The 24,204-nt window shown below is 66.1% G+C and carries 16 protein-coding genes and 2 pseudogenes; 4 read left to right on the plus strand and 14 right to left on the minus strand.

Translation table 11 applies throughout. From position 1 onward, the window contains the following. Positions 1–341 precede the first annotated feature (341 nt). The 5 genes and pseudogenes from A9G05_RS24720 to A9G05_RS24740 form a co-directional block, all read right to left on the minus strand. Complete coding sequence (locus tag A9G05_RS24720; protein WP_069563472.1) at positions 342–2,555, minus strand: ATP-binding protein; 2,214 nt, start codon at positions 2,553–2,555, stop codon at positions 342–344. A gap of 170 nt (positions 2,556–2,725) precedes the next feature. Then, positions 2,726–3,469: pseudogene (locus A9G05_RS24725) on the minus strand (substrate-binding periplasmic protein); the annotation flags it as partial. Further along, entirely contained in the window at positions 3,466–4,200 is a 735-nt protein-coding gene (locus A9G05_RS24730; protein ID WP_107331359.1) for a response regulator transcription factor, read from the minus strand. The pseudogene A9G05_RS24725 and the gene A9G05_RS24730, both read right to left, overlap by 4 nt. Positions 4,201–4,373: 173 nt before the next feature. Further along, on the minus strand, positions 4,374–5,771 hold the full coding sequence (locus A9G05_RS24735) for an APC family permease (RefSeq protein WP_069563475.1): 1,398 nt from the start codon (positions 5,769–5,771) through the stop codon (positions 4,374–4,376). Between the two features lie 54 nt (positions 5,772–5,825). Next, complete coding sequence (locus A9G05_RS24740; RefSeq protein ID WP_069563476.1) at positions 5,826–7,235, minus strand: aminotransferase; 1,410 nt, start codon at positions 7,233–7,235, stop codon at positions 5,826–5,828. Between the two features lie 149 nt (positions 7,236–7,384). Between A9G05_RS24740 and A9G05_RS24745 the strand changes: the two genes are divergently transcribed. Continuing rightward, complete coding sequence (locus tag A9G05_RS24745) at positions 7,385–8,191, plus strand: helix-turn-helix transcriptional regulator (protein WP_069563477.1); 807 nt, start codon at positions 7,385–7,387, stop codon at positions 8,189–8,191. Between the two features lie 21 nt (positions 8,192–8,212). Here A9G05_RS24745 and A9G05_RS24750 read toward each other — a convergent pair whose 3' ends face one another. Both A9G05_RS24750 and A9G05_RS24755 read right to left on the minus strand, forming a co-directional pair. Further along, positions 8,213–8,848: a TetR family transcriptional regulator C-terminal domain-containing protein gene (locus A9G05_RS24750; RefSeq protein ID WP_069563478.1), complete on the minus strand. Its 636-nt coding sequence runs from the start codon at positions 8,846–8,848 to the stop codon at positions 8,213–8,215. Positions 8,849–8,893: 45 nt separating this feature from the next. Further along, on the minus strand, positions 8,894–9,433 hold the full coding sequence (locus A9G05_RS24755; RefSeq protein ID WP_044401059.1) for a helix-turn-helix domain-containing protein: 540 nt from the start codon (positions 9,431–9,433) through the stop codon (positions 8,894–8,896). 136 nt (positions 9,434–9,569) lie between these two features. Here A9G05_RS24755 and A9G05_RS24760 point away from each other — a divergent pair, with 136 nt between their 5' ends. Both A9G05_RS24760 and A9G05_RS24765 read left to right on the plus strand, forming a co-directional pair. Further along, positions 9,570–10,352: an aldolase gene (locus A9G05_RS24760; RefSeq protein ID WP_069563479.1), complete on the plus strand. Its 783-nt coding sequence runs from the start codon at positions 9,570–9,572 to the stop codon at positions 10,350–10,352. 46 nt (positions 10,353–10,398) lie between these two features. Further along, on the plus strand, positions 10,399–11,283 hold the full coding sequence (locus A9G05_RS24765; RefSeq protein WP_069563480.1) for a dihydrodipicolinate synthase family protein: 885 nt from the start codon (positions 10,399–10,401) through the stop codon (positions 11,281–11,283). A gap of 36 nt (positions 11,284–11,319) precedes the next feature. Here A9G05_RS24765 and A9G05_RS24770 read toward each other — a convergent pair whose 3' ends face one another. Together A9G05_RS24770 and A9G05_RS24775 are read right to left on the minus strand one after the other, a co-directional pair. Continuing rightward, complete coding sequence (locus tag A9G05_RS24770) at positions 11,320–12,111, minus strand: class II aldolase/adducin family protein (RefSeq protein WP_069563481.1); 792 nt, start codon at positions 12,109–12,111, stop codon at positions 11,320–11,322. Between the two features lie 67 nt (positions 12,112–12,178). Next, positions 12,179–13,141: an ABC transporter substrate-binding protein gene (locus tag A9G05_RS24775; protein WP_371320946.1), complete on the minus strand. Its 963-nt coding sequence runs from the start codon at positions 13,139–13,141 to the stop codon at positions 12,179–12,181. A gap of 262 nt (positions 13,142–13,403) precedes the next feature. On the opposite strand from A9G05_RS24775, the gene A9G05_RS24780 reads away from it, so the two are divergent. After that, positions 13,404–15,353 carry an FAD-dependent oxidoreductase gene (locus A9G05_RS24780; RefSeq protein WP_069563483.1) on the plus strand — a complete coding sequence of 650 codons (1,950 nt, stop codon included), beginning with the start codon at positions 13,404–13,406 and terminating at the stop codon, positions 15,351–15,353. Positions 15,354–16,908: 1,555 nt separating this feature from the next. Here A9G05_RS24780 and A9G05_RS24790 read toward each other — a convergent pair. From A9G05_RS24790 to A9G05_RS24810, 5 genes and pseudogenes are all read right to left on the minus strand, one after another. After that, positions 16,909–17,958 (minus strand): hypothetical protein, encoded by a 1,050-nt coding sequence (locus A9G05_RS24790; protein ID WP_069563485.1) that lies wholly within the window; start codon positions 17,956–17,958, stop codon positions 16,909–16,911. Positions 17,959–17,961: 3 nt separating this feature from the next. Beyond that, positions 17,962–19,023 carry a hypothetical protein gene (locus tag A9G05_RS24795; RefSeq protein ID WP_083272660.1) on the minus strand — a complete coding sequence of 354 codons (1,062 nt, stop codon included), beginning with the start codon at positions 19,021–19,023 and terminating at the stop codon, positions 17,962–17,964. After that, positions 19,020–23,054: a hypothetical protein gene (locus A9G05_RS24800; RefSeq protein WP_069563486.1), complete on the minus strand. Its 4,035-nt coding sequence runs from the start codon at positions 23,052–23,054 to the stop codon at positions 19,020–19,022. The genes A9G05_RS24795 and A9G05_RS24800 overlap by 4 nt, the downstream gene beginning before the upstream one ends. Beyond that, on the minus strand, positions 23,051–23,851 hold the full coding sequence (locus tag A9G05_RS24805) for a DUF4123 domain-containing protein (RefSeq protein ID WP_069563487.1): 801 nt from the start codon (positions 23,849–23,851) through the stop codon (positions 23,051–23,053). The genes A9G05_RS24800 and A9G05_RS24805 overlap by 4 nt, the downstream gene beginning before the upstream one ends. Further along, a pseudogene (locus A9G05_RS24810) lies at positions 23,848–24,204 on the minus strand (type VI secretion system tip protein VgrG); the annotation flags it as partial. The gene A9G05_RS24805 and the pseudogene A9G05_RS24810, both read right to left, overlap by 4 nt.

The following is a 24,204-nucleotide window of genomic DNA, read 5'->3' on the forward strand; positions in this document are numbered from 1 at the left end:
CAATCGTTGAAAAGGAACCAAAAAACTCGCCCCCGACATACGGGTCTGGCTATCGCCAGACTTCCCTCGCTTCATCGTCGTTCCCGGGGCACGCCGCGAAGGGCCATCCCTGGCCCATCGCGGCTCTCGCGACATCCATGTCGCTCACCCCCTGTAACGACGATTCCGCTCGGCCTCCTGAAAGGGGGCATTTGGCGGCTGCCCCACCTTTCTTTGCCGACGCACCACCACCTAGTGCGCACGACGTTTCGTGGGTAGAGCGGAGCAAAACCCACCCTAGGGAGACGGCGAAAACTCCCAAAAGTACTGCGCTTGAGTGTTTGCTCTAAACCGCAACAGTTTCAGGCGAGCTGTTGCATCTGCGCCTCGACCGCCGCCCGCTCCCGGTCCAGGCGCTCGCTCCAGCCCTGCAGCGCCTCGCCCGCCAGGGCAGCGGCCTCCAGGGCCGCCAGGCCGTTCCCCAGGCCACGCCAACCCAGTGACCGGCAACTGCCGGCAAGCCGGTGGGCCAGGCCGGCGACTTCCTCCCGGTCGTCGGCGCGAATGGCTTCGTGCAGCAGCGGCATCTGCTCGGCCAGCAGTTGGCGCAGGGCGCCGACCAGCGCGGCGAGGCGGTTTTCCCCCAGCAGTTCGCGGTGGGTGGCCAGCAGCCGGGTGTCGAGTGCGGCTCCGTCGTCCGCCTCGTCCGGCGGCGGGGTGCCGGGCATGGCCAGTGCACGACGCAGGGCGTCCAGGCGCAGGGGCTTGGCCAGCACGCCCTGCATGCCCGCCTCGAAGTAGCGGCGGACGCTGGCCGGTTGGACGCTGGCGGTGAAGGCAAGGATGGTCGTCGCCCGGTTGAGCCCGTCCGCCTGCTGGCGGATCGCCCGGCACAGCTCGATGCCGTCCATGCCCGGCAGGTGCATGTCCAGCAGGATGAGGTCGAACGCCTGCTGGCGGCAGGCATCCAGCGCCGGCTGGGCGTCCTCCACGACCTGCACCGGGTGGCCCTCCCGCTCCAGCAGCCCCTGGGCCACGTCGCGATTCAGTGCCACGTCCTCCACCAGCAGCACCTGCAGGGCACGACCCGCAGGCGCATTGCCCTGCGGTCGGGCGACCGGCGACGTCGCGGGCTGCAGGTCGATGTCGAACCAGAAGCGACTGCCCTCGCCTTCCCGACTGTGCAAGCCGATCTGCCCGCCCATGGCGTCCACCAACCGCTTGCTGATGGCCAGCCCCAGGCCGCTGCCGCCATAGCGACGGGTGACGTCGTCACTGGCCTGGACGAAGCGCTCGAAGATCCGCGCCTGGGCCGCCTCGGGGATGCCGATACCGTTGTCGCTGACCACGAAGCGCACGCGCTGGGCTGCACCCAGCGCAGGACTGGCGGTCACCTCCACCCGTACATCGCCATCGGCGGTGAACTTCACGGCGTTGGCCAGCAGGTTGCTCAGCACCTGGCGCAGGAACTGCTCGGCCCCTCGGCAGCGGCGGTTCACCGTCGGGTCCAGGCGCAGCGAGAGCACGGTGCCGTTGGCCTCGGCGCGGGGCTCCAGCAGCGTCAGCACCTCGTCCAGCAGCTCGCCCAGGTCGAACTCGACGGCCTCCGGCAGGCTCACCCCGTCTTCCAGGCGGGCGAACAGCAGGACTTCGTCGAGCACCGCCAGCAACCCCTCCCCGGCCTTGTGCAGGGCGTGCAGGCGCTTGCGCTCCAGCGTGCCCAGGTCGGCGTCGCGCAGCAGTTCGGCCATGCCGAGGATGCCGTTGAGCGGGGTGCGGATCTCGTGGCTCATGGTCGCCAGGAAGCGCATCTTCGCCTCGTTCGCAGCCTCGGCTTCCTCCTTGGCCCGCTGCAGGCTGGCGGTACGCCGTTCGACCTGACGCTGCAGCTCGCTGCGCTCGCGCCCCAGGGCCTGGCGCATGGTGTCGAGGGCCTGGGCCACGGTGTCGAGCTCGTCCGGCCGGGGCCGGGCGCGCTTGTCCAGGTGCAGCGGCTGTTGCAGGTCGCCTTCGGCCATGCGCTGGGCAAAGCCGGCCATGCGCTCCAGGTGCCGCGTCACCAGGCTGTGGAACAGCAGGCTCAGGGCCACGGCAAGACCGCAGAGGAACAGGCCCATCCACAGCAGCCCGTCCAGGCCGCTCTGCCAGAGGCGCCGGTGGATAGCCCCAAGATCAGTGGCCAGGGTCAACTCGCCCAGGTGACGGCGCTCACCGTCCGGCGGCTGGTAGTCGAGGGGGAAATGCTCCACACGCACCGGGCCGGGCACCTGGATGTCGCCCTGGACCAGGGTGAAATCCTCGCTGGCGAGGCTCGCCCAGGCGACATCGGGGAAATCCACCAGCCCACGCAACTGCACCTTGAGCTGGGCCTGGTCGAGGTCCCAGAGGCTGCGCTCGAAGCTGGCCAGGTAGCCGCTGCGGATCAGCTCCAGGCGCTGTTCGATGGCCTGCATCTCGCGCTGGTATTCCAGGCCCAGCTGCACCGCACCGGCCAGCAGGGTGACGCACAGGCTGAAGCCGAGGACCCGCTGCAGCAGGCGCCGGGCCAGCGGTCTGGGGGCATGCCAGGCCTTCATGGCGCCTCCAGGGCATCTCTAAAAACTACCTGCGTTGCCATTGCTGCGTTAAAAACAGGCTCAAAGTGCTCATTTACACTGCGTAAACTGCGCTTTTTCGCCTGTTTTTGCCTTGCACTGACGGCCTCGCCTACGTTTTTAGAGGTGCCCTCCAGAGGGCGCCCCTGGGTGCGGTAGTCGCGCTCGCTCTCTTCCAGCCAGCGCTGCAGGCTGCCGTCGGCCTGCAGCGCCAGCAGGATGCGGTCGATGTCGTCGAGCCGCGCCAGGAGCGGCGAACGCCGCGACACGGCCAGCCGCAGGTAGTCCACCGCCAGGGGCTCGGGCGCATCGACGATGGCCTCGCCGCCCGGCATGCCCGCCACGAACAGCCGCCCGGTGCGCCGCTCGTAGGGGATGAAGTCGATGCGCTGGCGGATCAGCTTGCCGAAGTTCTGCCGGCTGTCCGAGACGTATTCGATGCGCCCCTGGCGGGTGACGAAGCGGTCGAACTCGGTACCGTAGCTTTCCCCGAACAGCAGCCCGCCACGGTAGCCGGCGAGGTCGGCCAGGCGCTTCACCGCCAGGGGCTTGTGGCGGTTGTAGAAGAGCGCGACCTCCTCCCGCAGCACCGGCGCCTCGGCGAACGCCAGGTAGTGCTGGCGCTCCCCGGTGCGGTAGGCCAGCACCAGGTCGACGCGGCCGCTGGCGGCATCCATCAGGCAGCGCTTCCAGTTGCCGAGGACCACCACCTGCATCTCGTAGCCCAGCTCCTGGAGCACCCGCTTCACCACCTGGGGCGCCAGGCCGCGCACGGCCTGGCCATCGCTCCAGGACACGGGCGGGTACACCGGGTAGTCGCAATAGCGCAGGGTCTCGGCCGCCAGCCCGAGGCTGCACCAGCCCCAGGCCAGGAGTGCCAGCCAGCGCACGCTCAGGCCTCGCTGGGGGTGGCGGTGAACAGGTAGCCGGCGCCGTGGATGGTGATGATCAGCTGCGGGTCGGCGGGGTCATCGCGCAACTTGCGGCGCAGGCGCCCGACCAGCACGTCGATGGAGCGGTCGTTGGGCAGCCATTCGCGGTTGCGGATCTGGTCCATCAACTGGTCACGGCTGAGGGTGTGGCCGCTGTTGCGCAGGAAGGTGCTGAGCAACTGGAACTCGCCCTGGGTGAGCAGCGTTTCATGGCCGGTGGAATCGATGATGCGGCGCCGGTCGGTGTCCAGCAGCCAGTCGCCGAACTGCTTCAGCACCTGGCGCACGGGGCCGGGCTCGGCCTGGGCATGGCGGACGCGGCGCACCAGGTTCTTCGCCCGGGACACCAGCTCGCGGGGGTTGAGGGGCTTGATCACGTAGTCGTCGGCGCCGCATTCGAGGCCGACGATGCGGTCGATCTCGTCGTTGCGCCCGGTGATCAGGATGATCCCGATCTCGGAGCGCACCCGCAGCTCGCGGGTCAGGGTCAGGCCGTCCTTGCCGGGCAGGCGGACGTCCAGCAGCACCAGCTCCACGGGCTGGCCGAGGTGGGAGGTCTTGGCCAGCACGGCTTCGGCCTGCTCGGCATCGGCCGCGCAGAATACCTCGTAACCCTCATCGCCCAGGTAGCTCTGCAGCAGCTCACGAATCACCGGATCGTCATCGACGACCAATACGCGGGGAACCATCGCCATCACCTTTCACCTCCGGCGTGCCGGGGCGTTTCTTGTTCTGGTTGTCGGACGGTGACACCGAGGCCGAGGCCAGGGTGGCTGCAGCAGCCTAGCCACTACTGAACGGCCGATCAACAAGCAGGCACGCGGGCCCGGCTGCCACTGGTCAGCCAGGCCCAGGGTCGGTGCCGGCCTCAGCGACTGCCGAGCAAGGGACGGGGCGCCAGTTGGCGCAACGCCTGGCCGCGGATCAGCACTTCGCCGATAAGCAGCGCCAGGCCGACGCCACAGAGAATCTTGGAGGCTTTGCCCCAGTCCATCGGCTCGCCGGGGGTGACCACGAAGAGCACGATGCCGGCCACCACGTGCAAGCCGACCAGGCCCGCCCAGGCGCAGGCGGCGGCGTTGCCCAGCGGCAGGCGGAAGGCTCGCGGCGTGGGGTCGGCCAGGCGCAGGCGGATGAAGGCCAGGCACATCAGCACGTACGGCATCATGAAAATCATTGCGAAGATGGACAGCAGGGTCCAGAACAGCTCCTCGGCGCTGTCGGCGACCAGGCCGTACACCAGCATCACCAGGATGCTCACGCCGGAAGCCAGCAGCGCCGGGCCGATGGGCGTGCGGTAGCGCGGGTGGACCAGGCCGAACAGCGCCGGCAACTCCCCGGCCATCGCCGCCGCCACGGCAGCCCGGTTGGTGCCCATGCTCCAGGTGACCATGTTGGTGAACAGGGTGAAGAGCACGAAGCAGGCCACCAGGGTGGCGAATGCGCCGCCGAGGCCTTCATGGCCGTACATCTGGTAGAGCGACACGGAGAAGATCTGCGTGACGTCGGTCTGCTCCGGCGGCAGCGCGGCCAGCACGCCGAGGGTGCCGAACACGTTGAAGGCGGCGATCAGCAGGCCCGAGACCAGCACCGCGCGGGGAATGTCGCGGCGCGGGTTGCGCATCTCCGGGGCGCTGCAGCAGGCCAGTTCGGTGCCCATGATGCCGTAGACCATCACCCCCAGCGCCGCGAACTGCACCCCGGAAGACGGCAGGATCGCCTCCAGGTTGAATGCGTTGGCAAAGCCGTGCTCCAGGCCGTAGCGGATGCCGCCGATGCCCAGTGCGAGCACCGCCACCAGCTTCATCAGCGCCCCCAGGTTCGGCAGCCATTTGCCGATGCGCAGGTTGATGGCGTTGAACACGGCGGTGAGCAACGCCAGGAACACGCCGATGGCGATCTTGCTCCACAGCCCCAACCCGGGCAGGAAGAACTCGCTGAGCATGGCGGCGAAGAGGATGTAGACCGAGGGCATCCACAGGGCGTTGTTGGCCCAGTACATCCACGACAGCCGGGCACCCCAGCGCGACCCGAAGGCCAGGCGCACCCAGTGGTAGACACCGCCACTGCCGGGGAAGGTAGTGCCCAGCTCGGCGGTCATCAGCCCCATGGGGATGAACAGCAGCAGGAGCACGTAGCCCCACCAGAACAGGCTGGTGGAGCCGAGCGACGCGGCGAGGGCGATCTGGTCCATGAACAGCATGGCCGAGACGGTGAACAGCGTGACATCACGAAAGCGCAGGACCTTGTTCTTGTTGTCGTCCATCGGGGGGGCTTTCCTCTGCAGGGGAGTGGGCGGCGCGGGTGCGCCGCAGCGGCGCTACCAGTGACCGGCCTGTTTCAGGTCCTCCTGGGTTTCGATGATGCTTTCGCGCAGCACGCGGACGATGAAGTCGACCTGCTCGCGGGTGAGGATCAGCGGCGGCGACATGACGTTCAGGTGCACCATCGGCCGCACCAGCAGGCCGCGCTTCTGCGCCCGCAGGTGGACCCACTCGCCGATGTTCAGCGCCTCGGGGAACAGGGTCTTGCTGGCCTTGTCGGCCACGAACTCGACGCAGGCCATGAAGCGGATGCCGCGCACGTCCCCCACCATGGGCAGGTCCAGCAAGGTGCGTAGCTGCGCTTCGAAATAGCGGCCGACGTCTTCGACGTGGGCCAGCAGCCCCTCCCGCTCGATGATCTCGATGTTCTTCAGCGCCGCCGCGCAGGCCACCGGGTGCCCGGAGTAGGTGAAGCCGTGGGTGAAGCAGCGGCCCTGATCCGGCGCGGCGATCACCGACCAGATGCGCTCGGAGAACAGGCACGCGCCCAGCGGCTGGTAGCCCGAGGTCAGGCCCTTGGCGGTAGTGATGATGTCCGGCTGGATGCCGAACACCGCCTCGCTGGCGAAGAAGTGCCCGAGGCGACCGAAGGAGGTGACCACCTCGTCGGCGATGTAGAGGATGTCGTAGCGCTGGCACAGCGCCCAGATGCGGGCGTGGTAGCCCTCCGGCGGCACCATCACGCCGCCGGAGCCGAACACCGGCTCGGCGATGAAGGCCGCGACCTTGTCCGCCCCCACTGCGCGCACGGCGTCATCGAACTCGGCCACCAGGCTTTCCAGGTAGTCGGCCTCGCTCATGCCTGCGGGGGCGCGGTAGGGATAGGGCCCGCTGAGGTGGTGGATGCCGTCCTGGATGAAGTCGAAGCCGCTCTCGCGGTCCACCTGCTTGCCGCCGAGGGACATGCCCAGGTAGGTGGAGCCGTGGTAGGCGTGGCGACGGCTGAGGATGTGCTTCTTCTGCGGCAGGCCCCGGCAGTTCTGGTAGTAGTGCACCAGGCGGATGGCGGTATCGACGGCAGTCGAGCCGCCGGTGGTGAGGAAGACGTGGTCGATGTCTCCGGGCGCCAGCTCCGCCAGCTTGGCGCACAGCTCCACCGCCCGGGGGTTGGCCATGTCGCAGAAGGGGTTGGAGTAGGCGAGCTGGCGCGCCTGCTCGGCGATGGCCTCGACCATCTCCTCGCGCCCCAGGCCGATGTTGGTGCACCACATGCCCCCCACCGCATCCAGGTAGCGGTTGCCGGCCAGGTCGTGGATGTAGGCGCCCTCCCCTCCGGCGATCTGCAGGGAATCGAGCACGCGGTGCTCGTCGAACAGGTGGTAGCCGTGCAGGTAGTGGGCACGGTCCAGGGCCGCCAGGCGGGCCTGTTCACGGGTGGGCGGCGGCAACGGGACGGACACGGACATCGGGGGGACTCCTGCTGGTTGATGCCCCGAGCCTAGGCAGCCGCTCCCGCTACGGACATACCCCATTTGAGGGTACGGCCCCACGCTCGGCGTCGCCTTTTCCCTGGGGTATGCTGCCGCGAACTCAGCGAGCCGGGGCGACGACACAGGTGCAGCAGGTGGAACTGGACAGGTTGCAGGACTGGCACCGACTCCTCGCCGGCGCCATCGCCAGCTGCGGCACCGAGGCGTTCCCCGGCCGCCTGCTGGACGCCCTCGCCAGCCTGGTGCCGATCGAGTCGGTGATGGTCAGCCTGGAGCGCATCGGCAGCGCCCCCACCCTGCTCCATGAGCGCGGCATACCGCCCGGCAACCGCGAGCTGCTGCTCGAACGCTACTTCTCCCGTGGCTACCTGCTGGACCCGTTCTGCCTGGCGGTGGACCAGGGCCTGGCCGAGGGCTTCTACACCCTCGGCGAGATCGCCCCGGACGACTTCTTCAGCAGCCAGTACTACAAGACCTACTACCTGGGCGCCGGCTCGGTGGAGGACTGCTACTTCATGCTCGAACTGAGCCCGCGGGAGCGGGTGTCCGTCAGCCTCTACAACGGCCTCAGCGCCCGCCCCTTCGAGCCCGGGCAACTGGCCCTGCTGCGCGCCCTCGCCCCCACCGTGCTGGAACTGGGCCGCCGCCACTGGGCGCAGACCGCGCCCCCGGCCCAGGCGGAGCCGAGCTTCGCCGCGCAGTTGCAGCAGGCGTTCCGGCATTTCGGCGACGGCCGCCTAACGGCCCGCGAACTGGAGGTGTGCCACCTGCTGCTGCGCGGTCACTCGGCCAAGTCCAGCGCCAAGGCCCTGGCGATCTCTCCCGAGACGGTGCGCATGCACCGCAAGAACCTCTACATCAAGCTGGGGATCGGCTCCCAGGCGGAGCTGTTCTCGCTGTTCATCGAATGGCTGAGCCGGACGGGCGACTGAGGGCCTGCACAGCCGGCTCGATCACACCCCCAGGAAACGCCGGTAGGCGCCGGCCTGCAGGCCGTCGACCCAGGCTTCGCAGATCAGCACGCCCTGCTCGGGGGTGAAGGTGGCGGGGTTGAGGCCGGACTCCAGCCACAGCCCGTCCAGCAGTGCGCTGAGGCTGATGGCCGCAAGACCGGCGTCGAAGGCGGGCCAGCCCTCCTCGTCCGCCAGCAGGGCGAGGGCGTCGGCCAGCAGGCTGCGGTAGTTGCCGTAGGACTGGTCATGGACCCGGCAGATGGATTCGATGTGGGTCACCGCGCCCCAGAACACCAGCCAGGCGTCGAGCAACTGGGGGTCGAGCATCTCCGCCGAGAACGAGGCCTGGAAGAAGGCCGAGAGGCGCCGCCGGGCAGCCCCCGGGGCGGATTCCACGGCGCAGCGCAGCAGGCCCATGACCCGCTCGCTGACTGCCAGGTAGGCCTCGGCCACCAGCGCATCCTTGCCCTCGTAGTGGTGGTTGATGAGGCCGACGGAGACACCCGCCTCGGCGCAGATCTTGCGCACGGAGGCGCCCTGGAAACCGTAGCGCTTTAGGCAGACCAGGGTGGCGTCCACCAGCAGGGCCTTGCGCTGCTCCGGCTCCAGCCGGGAAAACCGCACTTCCGTATTCATCACCACGCTCCTGTTCGTTCAACCGCACGGGGCCGGGAAGCGGCCTCACTCCTCGCTGTGCACCACCACCAGCAACTCGGCCTGCTCCTCGCCCAGGGAGCGCAGGCGGTGCGGCTTCTGGGCGTTGAAGTGCAGCGCGTCGCCGGTTTCCAGGGTCAGGCGCTCGGACAGGAAGTCGACCTCCACCCGCCCCCGGTGGACGAAGATGAACTCCTCGCCCAGGTGCTCCTTGAAGGTCGAATGGCTGAAGTCCCGGGGGGGATGAACGATGAACGGCAGCAGCGCGCGGTCGCCGATCTGCCGGGCGAGGGAGGCGTAGGCCGGGCCCTCGTCGTCCCGCGCCAGCGGCTGCCGCTCGTCGTGGCGCACCAGGCTGTAGCCCTCGCTGGCGGCCCCCTCCTCGGCGAACAGTTCCTCCACCGGCACGCTGAGCGCCTTCGACAGCTTCAGCGCGGTGGCGATGGACGGCGTGCTCAGGCCCCGCTCCACCTTGGAGAGGTAGCTCTTGGTCATGCCGGTCTTCTCGGCCAGCGTTTCCAGGGTCATACCCAGTTTTTTTCTCAACAATTTCAATCGCATGGACATGCAGAACGCCCCTTTGGCGTCGGTGCGGGAAACTTTCTCTTGCCAATGACACTTTGTGTCATTTAGCTTTGTTTGTGTCATTCGCTTCGACATGACCGCGAGCCCCACTCGCGTCACCCCGAAAAAGGGCGCTCACATGGCAACCACCATGCACCTCCCCAAAGACCAACTGATCCAGCATGCCGAGCGGCAGATGCAGACCAGCCTGCTGGATAATACGTGGACGGCCCGGCAAAAACTGGCCCTGACCTGCCGAATCCTCTTCGAGGGCGGCCATGATTCCGGCCTGGCCGGGCAGATCACCTGCCGTGCCGAGGAGCCCGGCACCTACTACACCCAGCAACTGGGGCTGGGCTTCGACGAGATTTCCGCCAGCAACCTGCTGCGGGTCGACGAGGACCTCAAGGTGCTCCAGGGCCAGGGCATGGCCAACCCGGCCAACCGTTTCCACAGCTGGGTGTACCGCGCCCGCCCGGACGTGAACTGCATCATCCACACCCACCCGCTGCACGCCGCCGCCCTGTCGATGCTGGAAGTGCCGCTGGCGGTCTCGCACATGGACCTCTGCCCGCTGTACGACGACTGCGCCTTCCTCAAGGAGTGGCCGGGGGTGCCGGTGGGTAACGAAGAGGGCGAGATCATCTCCGCCGCCCTGGGCGACAAGCGCGCCATCCTGCTCTCTCACCACGGCCTGCTGGTGACCGGTGCCAGCATCGAGGAAGCCTGCGTGCTGGCGCTGCTGTTCGAGCGTGCCGCGAAGATGCAGCTGCTGGCCATGTCCGCCGGCGAGATCCGCCCCATCCCGCCGGCCCTCGGCCGCGAGGCCCATGACTGGATCTCCACGCCCAAGCGCCATGGCGCGGCCTTCAGCTACTACGCACGGCGCTGCCTGCGTCAGCACGGCGACTGCCTGAGCTGACCGCGCCACCCCACAAGACCTTTCGCCCATTGCCCCAGGTGCACCCATGTCCTCTTCCCTCCTCCACGGCATCATCGGCTACACCATCACCCCCTTCGGCGCCGACGGCGCCCTCGACCTGCCGGCCCTCGGCCGCTCCATCGAACGCCTGCTGGACGGCGGCGTGCACGCCATCGCGCCCCTGGGCAGCACCGGCGAAGGCGCCTACCTCAGCGACCCGGAATGGGACGCGGTGGCGGAGTTCAGCCTGAGCACCGTCGCCGGCCGCGTGCCGAGCATCGTCAGCGTGTCCGACCTGACCACCGCGCGCACCGTGCGCCGCGCCCGCCTGGCCGAGCAGTTGGGCGCCAGCGCGGTGATGGTGCTGCCGGTGTCCTACTGGAAGCTCAGCGAGGCGGAGATCCTCGCCCACTACCGCGCGGTGGGCGAAGCCATCGGCATCCCGGTGATGCTCTACAACAACCCGGGCACCAGCGGCACGGACCTGCCGGTGGAGCTGATCCTGCGGATCGTCAGGGAGGTGGAGAACGTCACGATGGTCAAGGAGAGCACTGGCGACATCCAGCGCATGCACCGGCTGCACCTGCTCTCCGACGGCCAGGTGGCCTTCTACAACGGCTGCAACCCGCTGGCGCTGGAGGCTCTGGTGGCCGGGGCGAAAGGCTGGTGCACCGCCGCGCCCAACCTCATCCCCCGGCACAACCTGGCGCTCTACGAGGCGGTGCGCGAGGGGCGCCTGGACGAGGCGCGGCAGTCCTTCTATCGCCAGCTGGCGCTGCTGGACTACATCACCCGCCGGGGCCTGCCCACCACGGTGAAGGCCGGCCTGCGCCTGACCGGGCTGGACGTCGGCGTCCCGCGCCTGCCTCTGCAGGCGCTGGATGACGAAGGGCAGCGCTACCTGAGCGGCCTGCTGGCCGAGCTGCGCTGACCGGCGGCCCCGCCCGTCGCACGGCGGCGGGGCGGCTCAGTCGCGGTAGTCCGGCGCCACCCGGTCCAGCAGGCGCAGCAGCGCCTGCCAGGCCAGTTCGTTGGCATCCGGGTCGCTCAACTCGCCATCCGCCAGCGGGCGCGCGGGTTCGTTGAACTGGCGCTGGGTGTGTTCGCAGACCTCGTGGGACGGCAGCAGCAGCTCGCCGCCGGCCTGGGCGGCCAGTTGGATGTCGCAGGCCTTCTCCAGGTAGTACATGCGCAGGAAGGCCTGGGCCACCGTCTCCCCCACCGTCAGCAGGCCGTGGTTGCGCAGGATCATCACCGGCTTGTCGGCGAGGTCGGCCACCAGGCGCTTCTGCTCGTCGAGGTTCAGCGCCACGCCCTCGTAGCCGTGGTAGGCCACGCGGCCATAGAACTCCATGGAAATCTGGTTCACCGGCAGCAGCCCGGCCGGCTGGGCGGCCACCGCGCACCCGGCGCGGGTGTGGGTGTGCAGCACGCAGCGGGCGTCCTCGCGGGCGGCATGGATGGCGCTGTGGATGACGAAGCCCGCCGGGTTGACCTTGTGGCGGGTCGGCTCCACCGGGCGGCCCTGCAGGTCGATCTTCACCAGGTCGCTGGCGCGGATCTCGTCGAACATCAGCCCGTAGGGGTTGATCAGGAAATGGTGCTCGGGCCCCGGCAGGCGCACCGAGATGTGGGTGAAGATCAGGTCAGTCATGCGGAAGTGCGCCACCAGCCGGTAACAGGCGGCCAGCTCCTGGCGCAGGGCGCGCTCCTCGGGGGAGCAGGACGAAGGGGGCAGCGGGGCATGCAATGGCGTCATGGAAGGCTCCGGGTCGATCGAAAAGGAAGCGGCCCACCGCCAGGGCGGGCCGGGTAGAGGCACCCTATCAGCGCACCGCCCAGGCGTTGAAGCGCTCCTCCAGCTCCTCGCCGTGGTCGACCCAGAACTCCACGTCCATGGGCAGGGCGTCCGCCAGGGCCTGGGGCGTGGCCGGAATCCAGCGCGCCTGCTCGGCGTCCAGCGCTGCGGCGGCCTCACGGTTGGTCGGGCCGTAGGGGATGCGGCCGATGTAGTCCAACTGCGGCGCCTTGCGGTTCATGTAGGCGACCAGCCGTTCGGCCTGGGGCAGGTGCCGGGAGCCCTTGATCACCGCCCAGTAGTCCATGCCGTAGAGGCTGCCGGGCAGCACCAGGGCGAAGTTGCGCCCACCCTGGTGCGCGGCGGCCACGCGCCCGGAGTAGGAGGACGTCATCACCACATCGCCTGCCGCCAGCCACTGGGTAGGCTGGGCACCGGCCTCCCACCACTGGATCTGCGGCTTGATCTGGTCGAGCTTGGCGAAGGCGCGGTCCACCCCGGCCGGCGTGGCCAGCACCTTGTACACCTCGCCGACCGGCACGCCGTCGGCCAGCAGGGCGAACTCCAGGTTGTACACGGCGCGCTTGCGCAGGCCGCGCTTGCCGGGGAATTTCTCCAGGTCCCAGAAATCCGCCCAGGAGGTGGGCGCCGTCTTCAGGCGGTCGGCGTCGTAGCTCAGCGCCACGCCCCACACCATCGCGGCCGAGCCGCAGTCCTGCGCGGCCTGGTCGATCAGCGCCTCGCGGCCCCCAAGGCGCGACCAGTCCAGCGTCTCGAACAGGCCGCTCTCGCAGCCGCGCACCAGGTCGGGCCCCTCGATCTGCACCAGGTCCCAGTCCACGTGGCCGGTCTCGGCCATCACCCGGATGCGTGCCATCTCGCCGTTGTATTCGGTCTGGATCAGCCGGTGGCCATCCTCGGCCGCGAAGGGTTTGAAGAAGGCTTCGTCCTGGGCCTTCTGGCCGTCGCCACCGTAGCCGACCACCACCATGTCGGGCGCCGCCTGGGCCCCCAGGGCGGGCAGCAGCAGGGCCAGGCAGGTGAACAGGCGGGGCAGGAACGGCGCGCTGCGCCGGGGGGACGGAGATGAGGTGTGGTTTCGCATGAACGTGCTCCCAGTCTTGTTGTTGTTCAGGGATGCCCCGTCGAGGGGGGCTTTCACGCTAGGACGACGCCATTAAAAAAACAAGTTGATTTTTTACTGAAAACAAACAAGTAATGAATTTATAAGAAACGATCTCGCCGAGGCCCCCATGACTGCCTTCCCCCACCTGTTCGAGCCCCTGCACCTGCGCGGCAAGCGCCTGAAGAACCGCATCATGTCCAGCGGGCACGACACCAGCATGCCCACCGACAACCGCGTCAACGACACCCTCATCGCCTACCAGCGCGCCCGCGCCGAGGGGGGCGTGGGGCTGATCGTGCTGCAGGTGGCCGGCGTCCACGACAGCGCGCGCTACACCTCCCACGTACTGATGGCCACGGACGACACCTGCATCGAGGGCTACCGCGAACTGGCCGAGGCCTGCCACGCCCACGGCACCCTGGTGCTGTCGCAGCTTTTCCACCCCGGGCGGGAGATCATGGAGACCGCCAACGGCCTGCTGGCGGTGGCCTACGCGCCGTCCGTCACGCCCAACGAGCGCTTCCGGGTCATGCCCCGGGCCCTCGACCCGGCCATGATCGACGAGATCGTCGCCGGCTACGGCGCGGCCACCCGGCGCCTGCGCGAGGCCGGGCTGGATGGTGTGGAAGTGGTGGCCAGCCACGGCTACCTGCCGGCGCAGTTCCTCAACCCCCGGGTCAACCTGCGCGAGGACGGCTACAACGGCGACCTCGACGCCCGCCTGCGCTTCCTCCGCGAGGTGCTGGCGGCAGTGCGTGAAGCCGGTGGCGAAGACTTCATCGTCGGCCTGCGCATCTCCGCCGACGAGCGCGACCCCCAGGGGCTGACCGAGGACGAATCCCTCGCCGCCGTGCTCGCCCTGCAGCCGCAACTGGACTACGTGCACCTGGTGGCCGGCACCTCCGCCTCCTTCGGCGGCGCCGTGCACATCGTGCCGCCGATGGCGGTGGCACCGGCCTACCTGGCCGAAACCGCTGGGCACTTCAAGGCCCGGCTGGGCATCCCGCTGTTCGTCACCGGGCGCATCAACCAGCCCCAGGAAGCGGAGCAGATCATCGCCAGCGGCCAGGCGGACGTGTGCGGCATGACCCGAGCGCTGATCTGCGACCCGCAGATGCCGGAGAAGACCGCCAGCGGCCGGGTGGACGACGTGCGCGCCTGCATCGCCTGCAACCAGGCGTGCATCGGCCACTTCCACAAGGGCTACCCCATCTCCTGCATCCAGCACCCGGAAACCGGGCGCGAGCAGCAGTTCGGGCGCCTCGTCCCCACCGATCGCCCGCAGCGGGTGATGGTGGTCGGCGGCGGCCCGGCCGGCATGAAGGCGGCCGCCGTGGCGGCCCGCCGTGGCCATCAGGTCACCCTCTACGAAGCCGGCGCCCAGCTCGGCGGGCAGGTGCTGCTGGCCCAGCTGCTGCCGCGGCGCAGCGAATTCGGCGGCGCGGCCACCAACCTGCAGCGCGAGCTGGAGCTGGCCGGCGTGCAGGTGCAGCGCAACACCCGGGTGGACCTGGCCCTGGTGCAGCGGGAGCGCCCGGACCGGGTCATCCTCGCCACCGGCGCCCGCCCCTACTGGCCGGCGTTCGAACGCGGCGGCGACCTGCAGGTGGTGGATGCCTGGCAGGTGCTGCGCGGCGAGGTGAAGGTCGGCCGATCGGTGCTGGTGGCCGACTGGCGCTGCGACTGGATCGGTCCCGGCATCGCCGAGCACCTGGTGCGCCAGGGGCATACGGTGCGGCTGGCGGTGAACGGCACTCACTGCGGCGAGAGCCTGCCGCTGTACGTGCGCGACCAGATGGCCGGCGAGCTGCATCGCCTGGGCATCCCGGTCACGCCCTACGCGCGGCTGTATGGCTGCGACGACGACACGGTGTACATGCTGCACAGCGCCAGCGGCGAGCCGATGCTGTTCGAGCAGGTGGACACCCTGGTGCTGTGCCAGGGCCATGCGCCGTTCGATGAGCTGGGCAGCGCCCTGGAAGGCCGGGTGCCGTTCCAGCGCATTGGCGATTGCCTGGCGGCCCGCACGGCGGAGGAAGCGATCTTCGAGGGGCTGCAGGCAGCCTGGACGCTCTGAAGCCGGGGCGCGCGGCGAGGGCCGAACCTGCCCCGTTCACCATCGCCAGCCGCCGGGTCAGTGCATTTGCTCTGACGCGGATAGCGTGCTTTCAGGAGGGGCATGAAGACGTAACGAATTGCACTGCGCAACGCTTCAAGGTGTCTCTTTCGGGGGAACGCGCGGGAGATGGCCCACGGTCCTCGGGGCTTGACGGTAACGCGCCCAGGCTTTCGAAGTGCGACTTTTGATCTGGGCCTGGTGTGCACAGGTGGGGCACCAATGCCCAGCCTGGATGGAGTTCATCCCGACCCACCAAGTGTGACCGCGGTGACACAACCACTGCAGCTTGGTCGCGTTGTTTACGTAGTGCTCCGACAAGCACTCCCCACCTCGCTCCCTCGCCACCTGCCGTGCCTTGTCAATGCCCAGACGGCGCCGCTCGTGCGCACACTTCTGACACCACGCACCGCGCAGGACCGACCCACCGTATGCCTGCCATTCGTGTCCCTGCTGGCAGCGAAACTCATAGCGACCAGCCACTCCGTGGTATTCCGCCGACAGGCACTCGCCCCCTTTGCGGCGAGCCGCCGCGTGTAACCGCGACAACCCATCCGCCGACAGGCGCTTGCCACTCCCCCAGGACGCCCACTCGCAACGCAGGCACCACGAGCCGCGAAAAACACGCTTACCGACCGCCTCCCACTCGTGGCCAGCCTCGCAGCGGAAGCGGTACGTTGCCGCCCCCCCCACATAGACATCGGACAAACAGAGCCCACCACGCTTCTCAGCCAAGGCCCGCAAGCGCTCCAGGCCATTCGCCAGCCGGTAACTCTCACGCTTGTGCTGGTCAGCACACAGTCGACACCAATGCCCCTTGCTGAGAATGTCGCAACCAGCCGCCAACCACTCATGTCCCTCACTGCAGCGGAACCTGTAGCGCTGAGCCGTGCCGCCGTAATGGTCCGACAGACACTCCCCACCCTTCGACTGTGCAGCCTGCTGCAAACGGGCCAGACCGTCGGACAGTTGCTTACGCTTATTGACGTGCTGCCGGTTGCAGACGGGGCAACTGGCATTGGCATTGGCCCGAGTAGAGCGGCGCTGCCAGGTATGCCCCAGCGGACAGCGGAAGTTATAAAGCGCATCAGCGCCACGCCATTGATCATCCAGGCACTCGACCTGGGCGCCTCGGGCGACCGCCTGCAAGCGCCCCAGGTATACCTGCCCCAAACAGGTCGGGCAGACAACCTGACACTTGGATCGGATGACCGCGTTCGGCAACCGTTCGAACACATGCCCTTGCTCGCACCTGAAACGATGCCGCACTTGCCAACCAAGCCAGGCGTCTTCCAGGCAGGTCAGTTTGAGGCGTTTGGCAACGGCGCGAACGGACTCCAATTGATAGGAGGCAGGATTAGGTGCGCTCACATTAGCCCCCTGCTTGGCGAAGTGTGAAAGCCTCTCCAGAACCCGACTGGGTAGTGGGGTGGCCGGGCGTAAGTTTCATAGGCGCCTGATCGGGGATACGGTCCGGTCGGTAGGCGGTGGGGGCGTAGTGGGCAGTGAACATGGCTCAGTCTTGATACCTCACATGCAGGTACATCATGTTGAGGCGCTTTTCGGTATCGATTTCGGCAATCGCTTTACGCAGCTTGCTGAGCACTTCCTTGAAGGTGGCGTCATCCATATCCACCCAATAACGCGGGTTGCGACCGTGCTGCCGATCGTAGGCAGCCGTGGTCGGGTCCAGGTGGCGAAATTTTTCCAACTCGGGAATGTCCGGCAGTGGCTGGCTCACGTCCATGTAGTTCTGGATATAGTCCCAGAGTGCATAGTGCTCCGTGCTGTCCTGATAGATATCCACCAGCGGACCAAAAGCAATCTGTTTATTCTGGTAGCGATGATTCAGGCAGAGAAGGTACACCACCACGTTATGAAGAACGGTGGCAACCACATAGGCATCAAACTCATAAAACGGGGCCACGAACTCGCCGATGGTGCCGTTTTTTTTGTACTGGTCATATTCAAAAATGGTGACCATGCCTGTTTGGCGATTCAACTCCCAGACGGGCCCTCGTGAGGGGCGCACCCAGAGTTTGGGGAAATGGCGCATGACCAGAGAGCCAATACCCCACATAACCAGAGGAACACCAACAAACCAAGAAATAAACTCTATAAAAAGAGCTTCTAGCTCTTCATACCAAGGAGCATCTACTAGTGCAACATGGACCGGCATCCCTAAAAGAGACAATACCAACGCAGTAAAAAAGAAGCCCTTCCCATATAAATAGAGGTAATTCCAAAATCGCCCCCCTGGCGATAACTGTGCAAAGCGATACCGCTGATGGTTGTAGATGTAATGAAAGTCCATGGACTCGGCCATGCGCGGCACATAGGTGCCATTGGCTTTCTTCTCGGCATCCTCCCGCTCCTCCTGTTCGCAAAGACGCAGATGTTCGGGCGTGTTTTTCAGGTAGAACAAGCTAGGCGCTGTCTCCTGGGTTTTGCCCCAGGGCAGCCGAAGGGTGGCCAGGCGCAAGTTCCAGGGGCGCCGGGCCGCAGGCGCCTGATCGGGGATACGGTCCGGTCGGTAGGCGGTGGGGGCGTAGTGGGCAGTGAACATGGCTCAGTCTTGATACCTCACATGCAGGTACATCATGTTGAGGCGCTTTTCGGTATCGATTTCGGCAACCGCGTTATAGATCTTGTCGAGCTCTTTCTCGAAAGCAGCATCGTCCATATCCACCCAATAACGCGGGTTGCGACCGTGCTGCCTATCATAGGCAGCCGTGGTCGGGTCCAGGTGACGAAATGCTTCCAGTTTAGGAACATCCGGCAGCGGCCGGCTCACGTCCATGTAGTTCTGGATATAGTCCCAGAGTGCATAGTGCTCCGTGCTGCCCTGATAGATATCCAGCAGCGGACCAAAAGCAATCTGCTTATTCTGGTAGCGATGATTCAGGCAGAGAAGGTGCACCACCACGTTATGAAGAACGGTGGCAACCACATAGGCATCAAATTCATAAAACGGGGCCACGAACTCGCCGATGGTGCCGTTTTTTTTGTACTGGTCGTATTCAAAAATGGTGACCATGCCTGTTTGGCGATTCAACTCCCAGACGGGCCCTCGTGAGGGACGCACCCAGAGTCTGGGGAAATACTGCATGACTAGAAAGCCAATACCCCATATAACCAGAGGAACGCCAACAAACAAAGAAACGACCTCTACAAAAAAAGCCTTTAACTCCTCACGCCAAGGAGCATCTATTAGCGCAACATGAATAGGCGCCCATACAATAGAAAATATAAGCGCCATGAGGAAAAACCCCTTCCCATATAAATAGAGATAATTCCAAAATCGCCCCCCTGGCGATAACTGTGCAAAGCGATGCCGCTGATGGTTGTAGATGTAATGAAAGTCCATGGACTCGGCCATGCGCGGCACATAGGTGCCATTGGCTTTCTTCTCGGCATCCTCCCGCTCCTCCTGTTCGCAAAGACGCAGATGTTCGGGCGTGTTTCGCCAATAGAACATGGCCGGCGCCACCTCCTGGGTATTGCCCCAGGGCAGCCGAAGGGTGGCCAGCCGCAAGTTCCAGGGGCGCCGGGCCGCAGGCGCTTGATCGGGGATACGGTCTGGCCGGTAGGCGGTGGGGGCGTATTCGCTTTCGGGAGTGTCGCGGGTCATCGCGGGGCTCTTTGAACGGAGTGGTAGGTGTGCGGTTGCTCGGCAAAGGCGCGCGGTGTTTGCTCGGGGGGCGCGAGGGGGGCCGGGGCGGGAAAGACCCATTCCCCCTCAGGGGTGGTGAGGGTGGACTGGATGCGCAGGGCACAGTCATAAACCGTATCGGTTCTGCTGCCGCCGACGGAGACGCTATGGTCTGGAAGGGTTTTGACGTACAACTCCAATGCGCCGGGCCAGGTCACCTTGGCAGCGGGGGTGACGAGATGAAGCGTATGTGACTCGCTTTCCACCGCGTCCAGGGCCAGGTTGTAGCTTGGGTGGCGTGCGTACTCGGTTGCACGCAGCCAGCACTCCACCCGCATGGCCAGGCCCTCCGAGGTGCTGAGCAGCCCAGGGAGGGCGGTTTCGATGCGCAGCAGGGTGTTGCTGCTGCGCACGGCATAGGGAATGGGGTCGTGCGGGTCGAGTTTGGCGTTGCGCTGGAAGTGGGGGTTGGGCAGCGCCTGGACGAAGGGCCCGGCAAACAACCCCAGCAGGCGGTAGAAGGCCTGTTGCGGGTCTTGCAGGTGAGGGTGTTCCCGGTTGCTGCCAAAGGGGCCGCAGACCAGCCAGTCTTCCAGCGGGGTGTTGCTGAGCCAGTACACCAGAGCGGCTCCGCCGACGATCAGTGCCAAGGCCAGTATTCCGAAAGGCCCCAAGATGGCTGAGCCCCCGGTTACAAAGGTGCCAATGGCGCCGAGCAGGGCACCGCCGGCAATCATCAGGTAGCCCCATTTGGCATCATCGTTCCGACTTGCCGCTTCCCAGGCGTCATACAAGGCGATGGCGGCCATCAGAAGTGATGCACCCGCACTGACAAACATACGCGCCACAATCACGGTGGCGACACTTCCCCCTACTGTTCGGCCAAACCAGCGAATGGCCGAATCTCTCGAAATTACAATTAAAGGTTTTCGCACCGCCTTAAGCACTTTGTTGTTGGCCGCCATTTTGAAAGCCAGGGCCTCCATGGCCAGCAGCAAGTCAACCCCAGCGTTGAAAACTCCTGCCGATGCGCGCACTCGTCCTTTGGATGCCTGCGTTGCCGTATAGCTGCCCAGCTCTGCCTGCACGTTATACAACTCGAGCAACACCACCGAAGCCGGGAACAGCCGGTTGTTCAAAATCCGGTAGAAGGGGTTGTTCTCCAGGTGTTGCAGGCGCTTGAGTTCGCCCTGCAGGGCGCTTTCGGCCTGCTGCTGGCTGAGTTGCGCGGAGCGCAGGGCCGCCTCCGCCTGCTGGACACGCTGGCTGGCCGCTCGCTCGGTGGTTCGGGCGCTCTCGGCTTGCTGAGCGGCACGCTCAGCCTGGGCAGCAGCCTGTGTCTGGGCACTGCGCAGGGCTTCTTCGGCACGCAGGGCGGCATTCAGGGTCTGGTTGAGCTGGATCAGGCGTTGGGCAACCGGGCTGTTCCGAGGCAGTAGAAAGAGGAAGTGCTCTCCGGTTGCAGCAGGCAGCCCGCCACGGGCGGCGGTGCGGGCATTGGTGGAACCCAGCAGGTTGCCGTTGCTGCCTTGGAACTCACCGTACATGCGCACGGCGCCGCCGCTCTGGGCGGGGTAATCCGCCACCCCCAGTACGTAATAGGCCCCCTTGTCTGTGGCTGATCGGCGGGTGAACACCAGTTGCCCGAACCCTTCTCGCAACATGCCGCGCAGTTGCTCCGCGCCCATGCCATGCAAACGCAGGTTGCCCACTCGGGCGCTGGCCTGGGCGGCAGCCTGTTCGGTGCGGACCTGGCCTTGAACCTGCTGGCGCGTTTGCTGCTGCTGCCGAGTGGCGGCTTCAGCCTGGCGCTGCCCTTCTGCGGCTTGGCGCTGGTGCTGCTCGGCCGCCTGACGTGCCTGGGCGCTGCGTTGTTGTTCGGCCTGGCTGCTGGCGTGGGCTTGACGCGCGTGCTGCTCCTGGACGGCGCCATGGTCCTGCTGAAACCGGGCCCTGGTCACGGCGGCTTCGGCGGTTTGTATGGCGCCCTGGAAGTTGCCGTACACCTCATGCAGTGCGTTGGCGCAAGCCTTGGCGCTGACGACCAAGGCATTGTGCAAGCTGCCGCCGTTGAGCAGCTCCGTCAGGAGGGCCGCGTTGAGGGTGGCGGGCTCAGTGCTGGGCGGCGGCAGCTTTTCGAACTTGGCCAACTCGTCGGGCCGGAACCGGCCATTGCCCTGGTTGATTTCAACCTCGCGGGGGCCCTGATAGGGAGTGGCCAGGGCTTCCAGGGTGTAGTCCGGCCAGATCATGGCATGAAGGGGGTGGGTGTTCTGGTTGGCCACCCGGTTGACCCATTCCGCACCACCGGACTCTCCCGATACACCGGTGCTTAAGCCAGTCAGCGCGTCAGTGATAACGCCCTGCCCAGCCAGGGGGTCGATCCTGGCGGCAGCGATCACCAGCAAAGGAAACACCTGGCTGAGTGCATGGAGTTCGGCGAGGTATTCGTAACCATCCAGGCTGAGGTGATCGGCCAGGGCTTGCTGGTAGCGGGTGCTCTCCAGGCTGGCACTGAGGTGGCTCTGGGCATGGCGCAGTTGCCTCCAGACGTGGGTGCGCCCTGCTGTGGCGGTGAAGCGATTGATGTCACGACGGCCTGCATCCGTGATCTTTTCGAGGCTCTCGGTCAGCGGGTTGGGCTGCCCGCCGACGGTAGCCGGCAGTACCTGCTGCTGGATGAGGAATGCACTGTTGTGGTGTGGGTAGCGCAGGGCCTGCTGCACGAACAACAGGAGGAGCTGTTGCTGGTCCTGCAAGTGCTGCTTGATGTGACGGATGCGGTACATCGGGTCATCCAGCAGGACGGCCCAGAGCTGGCGTTGCCTGGCTGCTTGCAAGCTGTCGGTTTCGGTGGGTTGGGCTTCCCAAAGGCTGGCTTCGGTAGCCTTGGCCTGTTCGAGCTGTTGTTGCAGCAAATGGCGCAAGAGGCCGCCCTCCAGGAGCGGATCAGCAACCTGGGAATTACCGGATGCACAGCCCTCCAGGAAAGCAGCGGCGGTTTGCTTGGCTTGAGCCAGCCAGGCCCCGGAGAGGTCGCACAGGTGGCGGGCGGGGTGTTCGAGCAGCCATTCATAACCCGGCTGGCGCAGTCGTTGAGGCGCAGCGAGGGCAACGGGAAACGCATGCAGACCCAGCACCAGCCGATCTGGCATTACACGCTCGGCAGGCAATCGCTTACCTGGGTCTTGGCTGCTGCAGTTGGAGAAGGCTTCCAGCATGGCCTTGCCGTCTGCCTTGCCGTCAAAGAGTTTTTTGTACTTGGGTTGCGAGGCGCGCAGGTCGGGTGTGTGGCAGCGACTGCCACGCAACCCGGCCTCTTGCTCCAGGCGCTGAAGGCGGGCGGCACTGAGTTGCACTTCGGAGAAGCACAACTGAGGCGCCTCCTGGCTGCGGTAGGCATTGTTGTACTGGGCCGGCAGCCAGATGTCGGCAAGACCCACGCCGGTAGCCTGCCGTGGCCCCGACTTGAAGCCCTTGCCCCGGCGATAGCGCATCACGTCGATGTCATGGAACGTGGTTGCACTCCCTTGCTGGCGTACTTCCAACTCCCGCCAGAGCCTGCCCTTGTAGAAGACATAGACATAGCCATTGCGAACCTGCACGGGTGTGCCCAGGTCCTGATCGCTTTTGGTGCCGGGCAAAGCGGTCATAGGAACAACCGGGACAATCTGGTTCCACTGCATGCCGTGCTCAGGCTGGCGCGGTGTCGCCTTCAGGTTTTCGAAGAGAGGAACGAGAATGCGCTCGCCCTGTTCCGCTTCGATGTGCAGCCAGAGATTGCGCAGGGGCTGGCCTTCCCAGTCCCAGGTGTGCAGGACGCTGCTGAAGTTAGTGCTGCTCTGGGCCTCAGGCTTGTCCTGTTGGGTGAGCCATTCCTGCTCCTCATTGTTATCAACGCTGTAGATGACCAGACGCTGGGTGGGCGGGTGGTCCTTGCCGACAACCTGGACGATGAGGCGTGGCGGCTCGCAGGCTGCGCCTTTACTGGTGGCAAATACACTGCTCATGAGTGATGTTCCTTATCGTTCGAAGCGGCAGCCCAGTAACGCTCCAAAGCCGACAGGCGTTGGCTGTCGTCTTCGCTGGACAACTGTTGGGGCAATGGCCGTGTGAGCTGGGCTTTCCTGAGGTTCAGGAAGGCTGTTACCCCGTCAGCGCTGCTGAAGCCAAGCTGACGGCCTTCTTCAATCCAGACACATGCGTGTGCGTAGTCCACGCCTGGGTATTGCTGCCACCAGTGGTAGAGAAAGCGCTGTGCCTGTTGGTGTTGCAGGGCCTGGAGGTGTTCAGGCCCGAGGATGTACGCCTGCCCGGCGGGGGGCTGCTGCCAGTGGGCAGCGGCTGGGTTGCCGAGGCTATAGAGGCGGCGTACCTGGTCGGCCTCTTCCGCCCAGGTGGCGCCGTACCAGTCGAGCTGCTGGATCGGGCCCAGCCAGTGCATCCGCTCTTCTGCGCAGGCGGGGAAGAAGTAACTGGCCGTGCGCGGGCTGTAGTAGCGCAAGACACCTCTGCGCTGGCCTTCAAAGCGGACGAAGAGCATGCGACGCAGATGCTGCAGGAGGTCGGCTGCCGTATGGGATGTTGTCAGTTGCAGCCCTGGCCACTGTTCGGGGGCTTGATGAAAAGCACCGTACACATCAGGGCAGGACTGAACATTGACCAGCAGCGGGCTGTGCTCGGCGTAGGCGGCCAATTCAGTTGCGCCAAACAGGCGCTGTACGGCAGGTGCTTCCGCATGTTGGTAAAGGCGCTTGGGCAGCTCATCAGTGAACTCAAGCAGCAGACAGGTGGTGGAGACGCTCATGCTGTGCCCCCTTGCTGCATGGCTTTGCGACAGGGGCAGTCGCTGAGGGGGCATTGCATCGGGGTGCCGCCCTTGGGCTTCTGGCACAACTCGACTATGGGTACGTCTTCACGCAGGCGCTGCATCAGCAGAGCCCCTGGCGCTGAGGTGTCGGCCGGCTTCACCGCGCCCGGCAGAATGGGCGCCGCACCGCTGCCGCTGCCCGGCCCGCCGCCGGAGTTGATCTTGATGCTGGGCCCACTGAGGGTGACGCCACTGGCGTCGAGCTTCACGAAGCTGCCGCCGGCCTGGAAGGTCACTTCGCTGCCGGCCTCCATCACGACCTTGAGGCCGGATGACAGGTGGATCTCCTG

This window comes from Pseudomonas sp. ENNP23 (assembly GCF_001728945.1).
Classification (GTDB): domain Bacteria; phylum Pseudomonadota; class Gammaproteobacteria; order Pseudomonadales; family Pseudomonadaceae; genus Metapseudomonas; species Metapseudomonas otitidis.

Bases quoted from the DNA above. Each gene is read 5' to 3' on its own strand.
- A9G05_RS24720 (WP_069563472.1), bottom strand. From the start codon at position 2,555: ATGAAGGCCTGGCATGCCCCCAGACCGCTGGCCCGGCGCCTGCTGCAG.
- A9G05_RS24730 (WP_107331359.1), bottom strand. From the start codon at position 4,200: ATGGCGATGGTTCCCCGCGTATTGGTCGTCGATGACGATCCGGTGATT.
- A9G05_RS24735 (WP_069563475.1), bottom strand. From the start codon at position 5,771: ATGGACGACAACAAGAACAAGGTCCTGCGCTTTCGTGATGTCACGCTG.
- A9G05_RS24740 (WP_069563476.1), bottom strand. From the start codon at position 7,235: ATGTCCGTGTCCGTCCCGTTGCCGCCGCCCACCCGTGAACAGGCCCGC.
- A9G05_RS24750 (WP_069563478.1), bottom strand. From the start codon at position 8,848: ATGAATACGGAAGTGCGGTTTTCCCGGCTGGAGCCGGAGCAGCGCAAG.
- A9G05_RS24755 (WP_044401059.1), bottom strand. From the start codon at position 9,433: ATGTCCATGCGATTGAAATTGTTGAGAAAAAAACTGGGTATGACCCTG.
- A9G05_RS24760 (WP_069563479.1), top strand. From the start codon at position 9,570: ATGGCAACCACCATGCACCTCCCCAAAGACCAACTGATCCAGCATGCC.
- A9G05_RS24765 (WP_069563480.1), top strand. From the start codon at position 10,399: ATGTCCTCTTCCCTCCTCCACGGCATCATCGGCTACACCATCACCCCC.
- A9G05_RS24770 (WP_069563481.1), bottom strand. From the start codon at position 12,111: ATGACGCCATTGCATGCCCCGCTGCCCCCTTCGTCCTGCTCCCCCGAG.
- A9G05_RS24775 (WP_371320946.1), bottom strand. From the start codon at position 13,141: ATGGTGGTGGTCGGCTACGGTGGCGACGGCCAGAAGGCCCAGGACGAA.
- A9G05_RS24780 (WP_069563483.1), top strand. From the start codon at position 13,404: ATGACTGCCTTCCCCCACCTGTTCGAGCCCCTGCACCTGCGCGGCAAG.
- A9G05_RS24790 (WP_069563485.1), bottom strand. From the start codon at position 17,958: ATGTTCACTGCCCACTACGCCCCCACCGCCTACCGACCGGACCGTATC.
- A9G05_RS24795 (WP_083272660.1), bottom strand. From the start codon at position 19,023: ATGACCCGCGACACTCCCGAAAGCGAATACGCCCCCACCGCCTACCGG.
- A9G05_RS24800 (WP_069563486.1), bottom strand. From the start codon at position 23,054: ATGAGCAGTGTATTTGCCACCAGTAAAGGCGCAGCCTGCGAGCCGCCA.
- A9G05_RS24805 (WP_069563487.1), bottom strand. From the start codon at position 23,851: ATGAGCGTCTCCACCACCTGTCTGCTGCTTGAGTTCACTGATGAGCTG.